14 protein-coding genes are annotated in these 14,297 nt (G+C 52.4%); 12 read left to right on the top strand and 2 right to left on the bottom strand.

The annotated features are described in order from the left end of the window. The first annotated feature begins 78 nt into the window (after nucleotides 1–78). From recX to ACZ2GZ_RS12210, 12 genes are all read left to right on the top strand, one after another. Entirely contained in the window at nucleotides 79–891 is an 813-nt protein-coding gene (gene recX, locus ACZ2GZ_RS12265; RefSeq protein ID WP_021067760.1) for a recombination regulator RecX, read from the top strand. Nucleotides 892–940: 49 nt separating this feature from the next. Then, a complete protein-coding gene (locus ACZ2GZ_RS12260) occupies nucleotides 941–2,578 on the top strand; it encodes an L-lactate permease (RefSeq protein WP_082665790.1) in 1,638 nt (545 codons plus the stop codon). A 314-nt stretch (nucleotides 2,579–2,892) separates the two neighbouring features. Further along, nucleotides 2,893–4,617, top strand: a complete 1,725-nt coding sequence (locus ACZ2GZ_RS12255) for an ABC transporter ATP-binding protein (protein ID WP_214715450.1) — start codon at nucleotides 2,893–2,895, stop codon at nucleotides 4,615–4,617. 22 nt (nucleotides 4,618–4,639) lie between these two features. Then, entirely contained in the window at nucleotides 4,640–6,685 is a 2,046-nt protein-coding gene (locus tag ACZ2GZ_RS12250; protein WP_214715443.1) for an ABC transporter ATP-binding protein, read from the top strand. A gap of 9 nt (nucleotides 6,686–6,694) precedes the next feature. Then, the gene (locus ACZ2GZ_RS12245) at nucleotides 6,695–7,873 is read left to right on the top strand and encodes an RtcB family protein (protein ID WP_214715441.1); all 1,179 of its coding nucleotides are present in this window, start codon (nucleotides 6,695–6,697) and stop codon (nucleotides 7,871–7,873) included. A gap of 68 nt (nucleotides 7,874–7,941) precedes the next feature. Further along, nucleotides 7,942–8,256: a YfhH family protein gene (locus ACZ2GZ_RS12240; protein WP_214715439.1), complete on the top strand. Its 315-nt coding sequence runs from the start codon at nucleotides 7,942–7,944 to the stop codon at nucleotides 8,254–8,256. Continuing rightward, complete coding sequence (locus ACZ2GZ_RS12235; RefSeq protein ID WP_021067754.1) at nucleotides 8,253–8,522, top strand: YfhJ family protein; 270 nt, start codon at nucleotides 8,253–8,255, stop codon at nucleotides 8,520–8,522. The genes ACZ2GZ_RS12240 and ACZ2GZ_RS12235 overlap by 4 nt, the downstream gene beginning before the upstream one ends. A gap of 165 nt (nucleotides 8,523–8,687) precedes the next feature. Continuing rightward, complete coding sequence (locus tag ACZ2GZ_RS12230) at nucleotides 8,688–9,227, top strand: helix-turn-helix domain-containing protein (RefSeq protein WP_021067753.1); 540 nt, start codon at nucleotides 8,688–8,690, stop codon at nucleotides 9,225–9,227. Between the two features lie 13 nt (nucleotides 9,228–9,240). Then, the gene (locus ACZ2GZ_RS12225; RefSeq protein WP_029596016.1) at nucleotides 9,241–10,347 is read left to right on the top strand and encodes an ABC transporter ATP-binding protein; all 1,107 of its coding nucleotides are present in this window, start codon (nucleotides 9,241–9,243) and stop codon (nucleotides 10,345–10,347) included. After that, nucleotides 10,334–11,155 carry an ABC transporter permease gene (locus tag ACZ2GZ_RS12220; protein ID WP_034780994.1) on the top strand — a complete coding sequence of 274 codons (822 nt, stop codon included), beginning with the start codon at nucleotides 10,334–10,336 and terminating at the stop codon, nucleotides 11,153–11,155. Before ACZ2GZ_RS12225 ends, ACZ2GZ_RS12220 begins: the two co-directional genes overlap by 14 nt. Beyond that, nucleotides 11,152–11,952, top strand: coding sequence for an ABC transporter permease (locus tag ACZ2GZ_RS12215; RefSeq protein WP_214715437.1), 801 nt, complete (start codon nucleotides 11,152–11,154; stop codon nucleotides 11,950–11,952). Before ACZ2GZ_RS12220 ends, ACZ2GZ_RS12215 begins: the two co-directional genes overlap by 4 nt. Continuing rightward, nucleotides 11,949–13,019, top strand: coding sequence for an ABC transporter substrate-binding protein (locus ACZ2GZ_RS12210; protein ID WP_021067749.1), 1,071 nt, complete (start codon nucleotides 11,949–11,951; stop codon nucleotides 13,017–13,019). The genes ACZ2GZ_RS12215 and ACZ2GZ_RS12210 overlap by 4 nt, the downstream gene beginning before the upstream one ends. A gap of 49 nt (nucleotides 13,020–13,068) precedes the next feature. Here the strand turns inward: ACZ2GZ_RS12210 and ACZ2GZ_RS12205 are convergent, their stop codons facing one another. Further along, entirely contained in the window at nucleotides 13,069–13,788 is a 720-nt protein-coding gene (locus ACZ2GZ_RS12205) for a nuclease-related domain-containing protein (protein WP_214715435.1), read from the bottom strand. Nucleotides 13,789–13,937: 149 nt separating this feature from the next. Beyond that, nucleotides 13,938–14,297 (bottom strand): DUF779 domain-containing protein, encoded by a 360-nt coding sequence (locus ACZ2GZ_RS12200; protein WP_021067747.1) that lies wholly within the window; start codon nucleotides 14,295–14,297, stop codon nucleotides 13,938–13,940.

The raw sequence follows: 14,297 nt of genomic DNA, 5'->3' as shown, positions 1-14,297 counted from the left end.
ACCCCTTCTTCTAACTTATCAAAAATCCTGCCCGAACGGGGAACGTGATATGTTAGAAGCAGGAAATGGAGGGATTTTGTGAAAATCGCCAAGTTTACGACCCAGAAGAAAAATCAAGATCGATTGAACGTCTTTGTCGAAAAAGACGGACGTGAGGAATTCGCGTTTGCCATCGACCTCGACGTCTTCATCAAATACGAATTGACGAAAGGGATGGAACTCGAGGACGATTTCGTCCGGGACGTCCTTCAAGCGGAAGAAGAACAGAAAGCGTACAAAGCGGCCGTCAACTATTTATCGTATCGAATGCGTGCCGTCTCAGAGGTGCGTGACTACCTCGTGAAGAAAGAGATAGATGAGTCAGCCATCAAACGCGTCATTGAACGCTTGATTGAACAGCGCTATTTGAACGATGCCGAGTTCGCCAAAGCTTACACCCAGACAAAGTTCAATACGAGCCCGAGCGGACCCGTGAAAATCAAACGAGAACTCGCTCAGCTTCAAATCGCTCCGGATCTTATCGAAGACGTCATCGCCGCCATCTCGCACGAAGACCAGCTTGAAAAGGCCGGAAAGTTCGTAAATCGGAAACAAATGGAAACAAATCGCCGTTCCGCCACAGAAGTGCAACAAAGAATTCAACAAACCCTGATGCAAAGGGGATTTTCGTTTGATATCATTTCAGAGGCGATTCTCACGTTTTGGGAGAACGAGGATGAGGACGTTGAACTTTCAGCTTGTCTGACACAGGCTGAAAAACTGAATCGAAAGTTTAGCGGGTACGCTCCATATGAGCGGAAACAACGGATGAAGATGCAGCTTCGTCGCAAAGGTTTTCCGTATGAGGTGATCGAGAGGGCGTTAGAGAGGCTCGCTGAACAAGAGTCATAATGGGAGATGTTTTTACGGTAGGGGAAAAAACTGAAAAGGTGGGTCTACATTGACGATTTTTGAATGGATTACAGCACTGATGCCGATTGTGGCAGTGCTCATCTTATTGGTCATTATGCGTTTACCGGCGTCGGTTGCGATGCCACTATCTCTCGTCTTGACGGCTGGACTTGCGTTCTTCGTCTGGCAGCTCGACGCGACGCGAATCATGGCGGCGACGCTACAAGGACTTGTCATCGCCGTCACGACAGTCTGGATTGTTTACGGTGCGATTGGAATGATGAATACGATGAAAGAGGGCGGCGGCATGAACGCCATCCGTTCCGGCTTCATCAACATTACGCCCGATCCCCGGATTCAAGTGCTCATCGTCGGTTGGTTGTTCGTCTCATTCATCGAAGGCGCATCAGGTTTCGGTACACCGGCCACGGTTGCGGCACCACTGTTAATCGCACTCGGCTTCCCGCCAATCGCTGCCGTTGTCATCGCCTTGTCGGCAGACGTATCGGCCGTCACGTTCGGCGCGGTCGGGACACCGGCCTTAATCGGGATTGGGAACGGGCTGTCACTTGACGTCAACCAACCCGAGACGATTGAGTTTTTGACAACCGTCGTCTTGCAGACGGTACTCATCGATATGTTCGTTGGTCTTTTTATCCCATTCATTTTAATCTTGATGCTGACGCGATTCTTCAGTAAAGAAAAATCGATTAAGCCGGCGCTCGAAGTATTCCCGATCGCGATCGTCGCGGCGCTCGTCTATAGCATCCCGGCCTATATCTGGACGCTCATCCTCGGATTCGAGTTCGGGGGTATGCTTGGTGCACTGACGGGTCTCATCATTCTCGTCACGATGGCACGCAAAGGCATCCTCATGCCGAAACGGTTATGGACGTTCGACGGTTATGCCGATGAAATCGATCAACCGCTCGAGAAGCCGTCTGTCGGCAAAGGCAAACGCGAGCTTCCGCAATGGAAAGCGTGGGCCCCTTACTTGATTTTAACGATTTTCCTCGTGTTGACGCGGACCGTGCCGTTCTTGAACGAACTGACGCGTAGCGTCCGCATCGATTTGCCGAACATTTTGAGTATCGAAGGCATCTCGACATCGTGGGAACCGTTCTATTCACCAGGCTTCATGTTCATCTTGACGATGATTGCGACGTTCTTCCTCCATAACATGAGTTGGTCGCAAGTGACCTCGGTGTTTAAAGCGACGACGCTCGGTGTCGTCGGGACGGCGATCACGCTCGCTGCTTCAGTACCGATGGTTCGGATTTTCATTCATTCGGAAAACGGTGGGGCAGGTCTCGCTTCGATGCCGGTCGAACTCGCAACGGCTGCGGCCGACACGTTCGGTGGCGTCTGGCCGCTCGTCGCACCGTGGATTGGTGCGCTCGGGGCGTTCGTTTCCGGGTCGGCTACGTTCTCAAACATGATGTTCTCGAGTTTAACGACGAATGTCGCCGAGTCGGTTGGAGTCAACGAGACACTTGCCTTGTCGATGCAGATGGCGGGGGCGAACGCCGGTAACATGATTTGCGTCTTGAACGTCGTCGCAGTCGCCTCAGTGGCAGGGCTCCTCGGAAAAGAAGGAACGATTATCCGCTATACGCTCATGCCAATGATTTATTACGTGACAGCGACCGGTCTTGTCGGTTTGATGCTCGCTGCATTCTTCTTGTAAAAAGTTACAAATTATTTACGACAATAATATTGACAATTTTCTGAACAGTCTGCTAAGGTTTTAGTAGATTTTCAAACTATGAACAGAGAGGAGCCAGCATGATGAAGTACATCCCAACACTACAACGCACACACACAACATCATATGGCTACTCGTATTTGACTGCGTAATTTGGCAGCTGGATAGGGGTAGTGTCCTTTCCCTGACCATGCAAAAGACTGAAGACTCAGAAGCGTACTTCATCCGATTGGTTGCACAATCAGGTGACGTGCGCTTTTTTGCGTGCGCGGAAAGGACGAAAGGGGGAATCAGTCATGAAACTGATTAAACAATTAGATTGGTTTATTAAAAGACAAAAGCGGACGTATATCGTCGCCATCATCTTGTTGATTATCACCGGGGTTGTCGATATGCTCCCGCCGTGGATCATCGGACAGGCGATTGATGCGATTCGCGAAGGCAGCCTGACGACAGAACGGCTTGTTATGATTGTCGGGTCATTGCTCGGCATCATGGTATTATCGTACGTCCTTTCGTATGTATGGATTGCCCGCCTCTTCGGGACGGCGTTCCTGCTCGAGAAAAAACTGCGGGCCCGATTCTTCGGACATCTGCTCCGGCAGACACCGCGCTTTTATCAACAGCACCGCACGGGTGATTTGATGGCGCTCGCGACGAACGATTTAAAAGCGGTGGAACGGACGGCTGGATTCGGTGTCATGACACTCGTCGACTCGTTCAATATGACACTCATCGCTCTCACCATCATGGGAGTGTTCATCGATTGGAAATTGACGCTCGCGGCACTCCTGCCGATGCCGCTCCTTGCCTGGTCGATGAATAAGCTTGGCCGCCAAATCCATGCCCGCTTCACAGCGGCGCAGGATGCGTTTGGCGTGATGAACGACCAAGTCGTCGAATCGATTTCAGGCCTTCGGGTCGTCCGCTCGTTCGTCCAAGAAGACGCGGATACGAAAAAGTTCGATACAATCACCGACGACGTCATGGCCAAAAACATGCACGTCGCCAAAATCGACGTCTTGTTCGAACCGGTCATTAAACTGCTCGTCGGCTTGAGCTATTTGATCGGGTTGTCGTTCGGCACGTACCTCGTGTTCACGAATGACATCACGCTCGGACAGCTCGTCTCGTTCAATATTTATCTCGGGATGCTCATTTGGCCAATGTACGCGTTCGGGGAACTGATTAACGTCGTACAACGGGGAACGGCTAGCCTCGAACGAATCGAAGCGACGATGAACGAGACACCGGATGTCGTCTCGACCGGCACGGTCGAAGTCGGCGTCCCGGAGAAAATCACGTTCAAATCATTGTCGTTCCAATATCCAGGATCGACCCGCGCCTCGCTCGAAGACATCGTTTTGCACGTGTCGCGTGGTGAGACGATTGGGGTCGTCGGACCGACCGGGGCCGGCAAGACGACGCTGTTGCGTCAATTGCTTCGGGAGTATCCGATTGATGACTCGTTACTCGTCAACGGTGTCCCGATTCAAGACATCAAACTCGATACGGTACGCGGTTGGAGCGGTTACGTCTCGCAAGAACATTTGCTGTTCTCGAAGACGGTCCGCGACAACATCTTGTTCGGCTCAAACGATGCGTCGGCACAAGATCTCGAGACGGCCATCCGGCTCGCGGCGTTCGATACCGATATCGAACATTTGGAAAACGGTCTCGACACGGTCGTCGGGGAGCAAGGGGTTATGCTCTCGGGCGGTCAGAAACAACGGCTCTCGATTGCCCGCGCCCTCTTGAAAGATCCAGAGATCCTTTTGCTCGATGATTCGCTTTCAGCGGTCGACGCCAAGACGGAAGCGCGCATCATCGATTCGGTCCGGACGAGCCGGGCCGAACAGACGACGTTCATCGTCGCGCACCGCCTATCCGCGGTCGCCCACGCCGACCAGATTCTTGTGTTACAAGACGGTCGTGTGACGGAACGGGGCACGCATGACCAACTGATGAAACGACGCGGTTGGTATTATGAACAATACGTTCGACAAGGAGAGTCGGAGTAATCCGGGAAAGGGGGAATCTCTCATGATCGATCAATATGAATTAGATCCAGTCCGCAGGAAGAAAACGATCCGTTCACTCGTCGGCTATGCCAAACAAGTGAGACGCTCGATTTTCCTCGGTTTGACCTTACTATTTTTAGCGGTCGGCGCCGAATTGGCCGGACCGTACATCGCCAAAATCATCATCGACGACCACATTGTCGCCATTGAGCGGGATTGGGTACAAGTCGAGTCAGGCGGGAGTGTCGCTTTTGACGGAAACTCCTATGAAAAAGAGACGAGGATTGACGGAGAGACGGTCGTCCGTCCCGTCTCGATTGTGCAGACGACAGACGGCTATTATCTCGTCCCTGACGCCGTCATGAGTGGTGGCGTCCGTGAGGTCGAAGATGACGTGCTCACCATCACGCGAAGCGAAGAGACGGCGACGTATGACAACATCGTGCCGCTCTCGTCGACCGACGTCTTCCGTTTTTACGAGACGGATTTGCGGGCCGTGCTGTTGCTGTCTGGTCTGTACGTCGTCTTGCTTCTTATCGCGGCAGGGTTGAACTGGGGGCAACAGATGCTTCTCCAACGCTCGGCCCATAACATCGTCAAAACGATGCGCCTTGACGTCATGCGGCATTTGCAGACGATTCCGGTCCGTTACTTCGACCAGACACCAATCGGGAAAATCGTCAGCCGGGTCACGAACGACACCGAGACGATTCGCGACCTATATTTGGGCGTCCTCGCACGTGTTTTCCAAAGCGTCGTCATGATGATCGGAGTCTTGATCGCCATGTTCTTCTTGGACGTGCGCCTCGGTCTCGTCTCGCTCATCATCATCCCGGTCGTCATCGTTTGGATTAAATTGTTCCAACGCCTGTCGACCCGGAACAACTTTCGTGTCCGCGCCCTCGTCGCGGATATGAACGCCCAATTGAATGAGAGCATCCAAACGATGCCAATCATTCAGTCATACGTCAAAGAAGATCTCGTCTATGACGAGTTCAACGAGAAAAACAGTGACAACTTCCAAACAAGACGGAAGCTGCTCAAACTGGATGCACTCATGTCGCACAACTTGGTCAACTTCTTCCGCAACATGGCACTCGCCTTACTCATCTGGGTCGTCGGTGCGCAGACGCTCGGAACGGGGAGCGTGCTCACGCTCGGGATTTTGTACGCCTATATCGATTACGTGTCACGGATTTTCGAGCCGGTGACGCAAATCATGAACCAACTGTCTCCGCTCCAACAGGCACTCGTCTCGGCAGACCGGATGTTCCAGTTGCTTGACGAGAAAGGGGAAGACGTGTCGGCAGAACGCATCGCACGCTTTAAAGGTGAGGTCGTGTTCGACGACGTGTCGTTCAGCTATGAAGCCGGGAAACCGGTACTCCAACACATCGATATCCATGCGGCACCAGGTGAGACGGTGGCGCTCGTCGGACATACCGGCAGCGGTAAGAGTTCGATCATGAACTTGCTCATGCGCTTCTATGACCCGTCAGAAGGAACGCTCAACATTGACGGTATGGACGTGACGAAACTACCGACCCAAGCCGTCCGGGCCCATCTCGGCATCGTGCTTCAAGACCCGTTCTTGTTCACAGGCTCGATTCGGACGAACGTGACGCTCGGCGACGAGACGATCTCGGACGACCGCGTATGGCGCGCATTGACGGCGGTCGGAGCCGATCGTTTCGTCAAACAGTTGCCACACAGGCTTGACGAGCCGGTCATCGAACGCGGCGCCTCGCTCTCGAGCGGAGAACGCCAGTTGATCAGCTTCGCCCGCGCCCTCGTCTTCGACCCGGCCATCCTCGTCTTAGACGAAGCGACGGCAAGCGTCGATTCAGAGACGGAAGCGCTCATCCAAGACGCGCTCAAAACGCTCACGTACGGCCGGACGACGTTCGTCATCGCGCACCGTCTCTCGACGATTCGGGAAGCGGACCAAATCCTCGTCCTCGACCACGGTCACATCATTGAGCGGGGCAACCATCAGTCGCTCATCGCGGCAGGCGGCGTTTACGCCCGGATGCATGAGCTGCAAAGTAAACAACAAGCCATCAGTTGAGGAGGTCTTATGGAGATTATCGGAAAGCATAACCGGGCCAAAGTATTCAATGAACGGATTGACGATACGACGCGGGCCCAAATCCAAACGCTTGTCGACCAACCGTTCACGCAAGGCGCCTCGATTCGAATCATGCCGGACATGCATGCCGGCAAAGGGTCGGTCGTCGGGACGACGATGACGATTCACGACAAGGTCGTACCGAACCTCGTCGGCGTCGACCTCGGGTGTGGCATGCTCTGCACGGAAATCAAGGTGAAGCGAATCGACTTTCAACGGCTCGATGACGTCATCCGTCAATACGTACCGAGCGGGATGAGCATCCGGGATACAGCACACCCGTACGCCTCTGAGCTCCCGCTCGAGGACGTGCGGGCGCCGTATAAGCTGGACCGGGCACTCCGCTCAGTCGGCACGCTCGGCTCGGGCAATCATTTCATCGAAGTGAACCGGGACGAAGCCGGACGCACGTTTCTCGTCATCCACTCCGGCTCACGCCACCTCGGTGTCCAAATCGCTGACCATTATCAACAGTTGGCGGTCGAGCACATGATGAACACGGTCGACATTCGGGACGAGATTGAACGGATGAAGGCAACGGGGCGGCAGCAGGACATCTCGGCCTATCTCGAGACGGAGCGCGAGGCACGGAAACGTTTCCGCGACCTCGCCTACGTCGAAGGGGAAGCGATGGAAGATTACATGCACGACGTGCGCATCGCACAGCAATATGCGGCCGCCAACCGTCTCGCCATGACCGACGTCATCGTCGAGGCGATGAACTGGAACGTCGTCGATCAATTCGATACGGTCCACAACTACATCGATCACGACGCGATGATGCTTCGAAAAGGGGCCATCTCGGCGCGGGACGGCGAGCGGGTCATCATTCCGATGAACATGCGCGACGGCTCGCTCATCTGTACTGGCAAGGGCAACCCCGACTGGAACTTCTCGGGACCACACGGCGCCGGTCGCGTCATGTCACGCTCGGCCGCGCGAAAACGCGTCGACTTCAACGAATTTAAAAAGTCGATGGCAGATGTCTGGTCAAGTTCGGTCCGACCATCGACGATTGACGAGTCACCGTTCGTCTATAAGTCGATGAAGGAAATCGTCCGTTATATCGAGCCGGCCGTCACCATCAATCAAATCATCAAACCGCTCTACAACTTCAAGGCGAACTGAACATCGTTTCAGTTTCGCCTTTTTCTTTTCCACGAAAAATCTGATACGCTACAAGAGAGGTGAGCGAAATGGAAAAACGATTAAGCGATTTATCAAAATATGAGCTTGAACAAGAAATTCGAGCGCTCCATGAACGGAAGCGGAAAGCCGAACAGATGGGCATGGTCAGTGAGACTGAGGTCGTCTTGCGACGGATCGCGATTGCCGAGAGTTATTTGATTGACCCGAAATCGTTCAAGCCGGGGGCGACGTATATCGTCAACTATAACGAGCGCCCGTTCCGCTTGAAGTTCGTGAACGGTGTCATGGGCTGGGGGACGTTTGAAGGGGAGACGGCTGAACATGCGATTCCGCTCTCGGAGTTGTCGGAGGTGAAAGCATGAACCGGACCGAACAATACGAGCGCTTGGCCGAAATCTTGAAACAGAAAAACGATGTCTTGAGCGAGCTTGAGGCGTTGACGTGGGTTGAAGTGCTGTGGGAGGATTTTGAGACGACGCTTGCCCGTGCCGGCGAACCGTATCCTGGGGAAGCAAAATCGTTCCAATATGTCGTGCAACAAATCGATGCGTACGGCCCCCAGCTCCACCTGTTTCAAACAAAAAATGAGAAGTTCAAACATTTGATGTCTAAGCGCGACATCCATTAAAAATCACGCCGGAAATCGGCGTGATTTTTTACTTGCAAACTGCACACAATCCGTTATAATAAAGGTCGCTATTAGTTCGCTTTGTAGTTAAGTATTTATAAACTTTCTTTAGTTGGAATCATCTTTCACTAAACTTGAATCAAAGCTGAAAGGAGGGATTGTGACTTGGAAGTCGGTCAAAAAATCAAGCGGCTCCGCGTCAAGAAAGGGCTGACGCAAGAAGAGTTGGCCGAGCGCACGGATTTGAGTAAAGGCTACATTTCTCAAATCGAGCGTGATTTGAGTTCACCTTCGCTTGAGACGCTATTCGACTTGTTGGAAGTGCTCGGATGTTCGCCGAAAGAGTTTTTTGATGAAGATGTGAATCAAAAAGTGATCTATACCGAGGACGATCGGACCGTCTACGTCGACGAGGAGCGGAAATATCGGACTGAATGGCTCATCCCGGAATCGAACGAAAAAGAGATGGAACCCATTTTACTAACGTTCTCGAAGCAGGGCGAGTTCAAACGATATGAGCCGTCGCGATCGGAGACGTTTGTCTATGTCCTATCGGGGCACATCGCGCTAAAACTTGGCAATCATACGTACTTCGCCAAGACCGGAGAAACACTCTATTACGTCGCCTCCGATTCGCATCAACTCGTCAATGACTACGACGGCGAGAGTGAATGTTTAATCGTCGCGACCCATTCATATTTATAAGGGAGGAACTGAAATGAACCCAGAAACGATTATTCGCTTTGACAATGTGTCGAAGCGTTACGATGACACCGTCGTCTTAGAAAACATCAGCTTCGAGATTGAGAAAGGGAAGTTCTACACGTTGCTCGGGCCATCTGGATGTGGGAAGACGACGATTTTACGCTTAATTGCCGGCTTCACGGATGCGTCAGCAGGCGATATCCAGTTCAACGGGAAACGCATCAACGACGTCCCGGCGAACAAACGTCAAGTGAACACCGTGTTCCAAGACTATGCGCTCTTCCCGCACTTGAACGTGTTCGAGAACGTCGCGTTCGGTCTGCGCATCAAGAAGATGAAAGAAGCGGACGTGAAGACGAAAGTCGAACAGGCGCTCAAATTCGTCAACTTGAAAGGGTATGAGTCACGTGAAATCGATGAAATGTCAGGCGGGCAGCGCCAACGTGTCGCCATCGCCCGGGCCATCGTCAACGAACCGGAAGTCATCTTGCTTGATGAACCGCTCTCGGCGCTCGATTTGAAACTCCGGACCGAGATGCAATATGAGCTCCGCGAATTGCAACAGCGTCTCGGCATCACGTTCATCTTTGTCACGCATGACCAAGAAGAAGCGCTCGCGATGTCGGATGAGATTTTCGTCATGAATAACGGGAAAATTGTACAAAGCGGGACACCGACTGATATTTACGATGAGCCGATTAACCGTTTCGTCGCCGATTTCATCGGGGAGTCGAACATCGTACCGGGCGTCATGCCAGAAGATAACGTCGTCACGTTCGCCGGGAAGACATTCGATTGCGTCGACCAAGGGTTTGACCGCAACGAGAAAGTCGAGGTCATCATCCGTCCGGAAGATTTAGAGATGACATCGGTCGAATCTGCGAAACTTGTCGTCGACGTCGACTCGCAACTGTTCCGAGGCGTTCACTATGAGATTTGCTGCTATGACCAAGAAGGCAACGAATGGCTCGTTCATTCGACGAAAAAATCGGTCGTCGGTTCGAAAATCGGCCTCACGTTTGATGATGAGGCGATTCACGTCATGCGCTTAGGAGAGACGGAGGAAGAGTTCGACCGTCGTCTCGAGTCCTATGAGGAGGTCGCTCATGAATCAAACTAGTCAAACCGCGAAGACGGTCTATTTGACGACCTACTGGTTATGGATTGCGCTGTTCGTCATCGCGCCGCTCCTGCTCGTCGTCTACTACTCGTTTTTTGATATCGAAGGGAACTTGAGTTTAGAGAACTATCAGATGTTCTTCACGTCGACGTATTTGACGATGACGTTATCTTCTTTCTGGTATGCGTTCTTGATTACGTTCTTCTCGCTTTTGATCGGGTATCCGACCGCCTATTTATTGACGAAGACAAAGCATAAGCAACTTTGGCTTTTGCTCATCATTTTGCCATCATGGATTAACCTATTGCTCAAAGCCTATGCGTTCCTTGGCATTTTTGGGACGTACGGCATCACGAACCAGTTTTTAGAGGCGATCGGCATCGGGACACAACAGATTTTGTTTACGGACTTCAGTTTTGTGTTCGTGTCAGTTTACATCTTCATCCCGTTCATGATTTTGCCGATTTATAACGCCATCGAGAAGCTCCCGCCGTCGCTCGTCTATGCGTCGCGCGATCTCGGGGCCTCGAACTGGACGACGTTCCGCCGGGTCATCTTCCCGCTCACGCTCGACGGTGTGAAGTCGGGGATTCAAATCGTCTTCATCCCGGCGTTGTCGCTCTTCATGATCACTCGACTGATTGCTGGAAACCGTGTCATCACGCTCGGGACGGCGATTGAACAACAATTCCTCGTCACGCAAAACTGGGGCATGGGCTCGACGATTGCCGTGTTCTTGATTTTGGCGATGGTCCTCGTCATGGTCATCACACGTGACTGGGGCGCGAAAGGAGCGGTGCGTCGATGAAACCGAAAAAATTTAAATTAGCCACCCTCTATTTGATGGCGGTGTTCTTCATCCTCTATGCACCGATTCTCTATTTGGTCGTCTACTCGTTCAACAGTGGCGGGACGATGAGTAACTTTGAAGGCTTTACGCTCGATTGGTACAAGTCGCTCTTTACCGACACGCGCCTGCTCGTCATCGTCTTGAACACGATTGTCATCGCCTTGCTGTCGGCGACGATTTCAACCGTGCTCGGCGTCATCGGGGCGCTCGCTATCTATACGGCGCGACAACGCTTCACGAAGACGTCACTCTTATCACTCAACAACGTGTTGATCGTCAGCCCGGATGTCATCATCGGGGCGTCGTTCCTCATCTTGTTCACGATGCTCGGGATTCAGCTCGGTTTTTACTCGGTTCTATTGGCGCACATCGCCTTCTCGGTACCGATTGTCGTCATCTTGGTCTTGCCGAAGCTGCAAGAGATGAGCCCGACGCTCATCGATGCGTCGCGTGACCTTGGGGCAAGTACGTGGGACGTCTTGACGAAAGTCATCTTGCCATATATCACACCGGGTATCTTTGCCGGGTTCTTCACGGCACTCACGTATTCGCTCGATGACTTTGCCGTCACGTTCTTCGTGACCGGAAACGGCTTCACGACACTTGCCGTTGAAGTCTACTCACGCGCCCGTCAAGGCATCTCGCTCGAGATTAATGCCTTGTCAGCCATCTTGTTCTTGTTCACACTCATTCTCGTCCTTGGGTATTATGTGCTCGCCCAACGCGGTGGTAAAGCGAAGGAGGTAAGACGATGAAAAAATTGGTCATCATGTTGACGGTACCGGTCGTCGTCAGTTTCGGCCTCTTGCTCTGGGTGTATCAAATCAATATGGCGCAAGGGTTCGGCGGCGATAACACGCTCGTCGTCTACAACTGGGGCGATTATATCGATGAAGACTTGATTGGAGAGTTCGAGGAAGAGACGGGCTTGAAAGTCATCTATCAGACGTTCGACTCGAACGAGGCGATGCTCACGAAAATCGAGCAAGGCGGTACGGCGTTCGACATCGCTGTCCCATCGGATTACGCCATCAGTAAAATGATTGAAGAAGACCTGCTCTTGCCGATTGATTATGACAAGCTCGAGAACTTCGATAACATTGACCCACGTTTCCTAGACAAGTCGTTCGACCCGGGCAACACGTACTCGGTCCCTTACTTCTGGGGGACGGTCGGCATCGTGTATAACCCTGAACTCGTCGACGGTGAGATTACGTCGTGGAACGACCTATGGGACATGCCGCTCGAGAATGACATCTTGCTTGCAGACGGGACTCGTGAAGTGATGGGCTTCGGTCTGAACTCACTCGGTTACTCGCTCAACACGACGGACAAAGATGAGTTGCTCGAAGCGGAGAAGAAGCTCGAGACGCTCTGGCCGAACATTAAAGCGATCGTCGGCGATGAAATCAAGATGCTCATGGCCAATCGCGAAGCGGCCGCGGCCGTCGTCTGGTCAGGTGACGCCTCCGAAATCATGTACGAGAACGAAGAGCTGACGTACGTCATCCCGGAAGAAGGGACGAATCTCTGGTTCGACAACCTCGTCATTCCGAACACATCGAAAAACATCGAAGGCGCGCACCAGTTCATCGACTTTATGCTTGACGCGGAAATCGCGGCCCGAAACACCGATTATGTCGGATATTCGACACCGAACGAAGCGGCACTTGAATTTTTAGATGAAGAAGTGACGTCAGACGAACGTTTTTATCCGACAAAAGAAGTGACGGATGAGCTCGAAGTGTATGAGAACTTAGGCAAACGCATGAACGCGTACTACAACGAACTATACTTGCGCTTTAAAATGCAGAGTAAATAAAAGGAGTCCCGCTCACCGTGAGCGGGACTTTTTTGGATGGGACAGCCCATCACGTCACCCGTTGCTTGGCGGCGATATGGGCTTCCTTGACGGCTTCGTCAGCAGATGCGAATTGGAGCAGGTGCTCGTAGATGGCCGTCTGTTCCGCCAACGTCAACCGGGCCTCACCTGGCAAGGCAATCTGTTGTTTCCATGTCTTCCGGTTCAACACGGGAACGTCCGCCACGTCGATGCGTTTCAAGGTCGACCGGTCGCTGAAGACGATCCAAGAGTGTAATAGACTCCGCTCCACAGCAAGCGTTTGTTCCATCGCTTTCATATGTAACTCATTTTGTTTGATCGGATTGAAAAACCGGAACTTCTTTCGGTTCGGCATCGATTGGGTCCAATGCCGTTCTTGTTCATGTCCAAAAATCCAGCCGCTATAATTTTTCGACTCAATCACGTGGACACCGCTCTGGTTGATGAAGACCACATCGATTTCAGTCGTACGCTCTCGATTTTTTGGATGGGGCAAATATAGATTCGTCAAGATGAAAGGATTCGGGACGCGCTCCTCGATGGCGGCGACACATAAATATTCGCCGTATAAGCCGGTGTCTTGAACGACTTTGAAATAGCTGTGTCCGGTCTGGGCGTAATAGCGGCTCCGTTTATAACGCTTGACCTTCGTATACAATATACCGCTCATCACCAGGAACAGAGGACCGAATAGACTGACCAATGAAATCATCATACCGTTAAGCATGCTCGTGAGAAGCTCGGACATAGGCTGCCTCCTTTCGTGTCTCTTTTTACTATATCGAATCGAGTCGATTGTTAGGTTGGTTTTTGGGTTAAATTGGAAATGTGATTTTGAGAAAAGGGTGCCCTTTGACTAAAAAAAGACCAGCCCTCGAGATGGCTGGTCTTCTACATTCAACTCTGTTGCAACTCGGCCCGCTCTTCGTCCGTGAACACGCGGGAACGGCTTAAAAACCGTTTTCCTTCGACGCCCTCGACCGAGAACATACCGCCCCGGCCCTCGACGACGTCGATGATGAGCTGGGTGTGCTTCCAGTAGTCGTATTGCTTCTCGTGCATATAGAACGGACAACCGCCGATTTCGCCGAGCAGGACGTCATGATCTCCAATCATGAACTCGCCTTGCGGGAAACACATCGGGGAGCTCCCGTCACAACAACCGCCCGACTGGTGAAACAAGAGCGGTCCATGTTTTCGTTTCAGCTGTTCGAGGAGCGCGAGCGTGGCGGGGGTGGCCTCGACGCGGTTCACCAT

It is taken from the genome of Exiguobacterium sp. KKT215, from assembly GCF_055635335.1.
The sequence above is the reverse complement of the archived record's forward strand: the minus strand, read 5'-3'. Positions and strand labels throughout refer to the sequence as shown.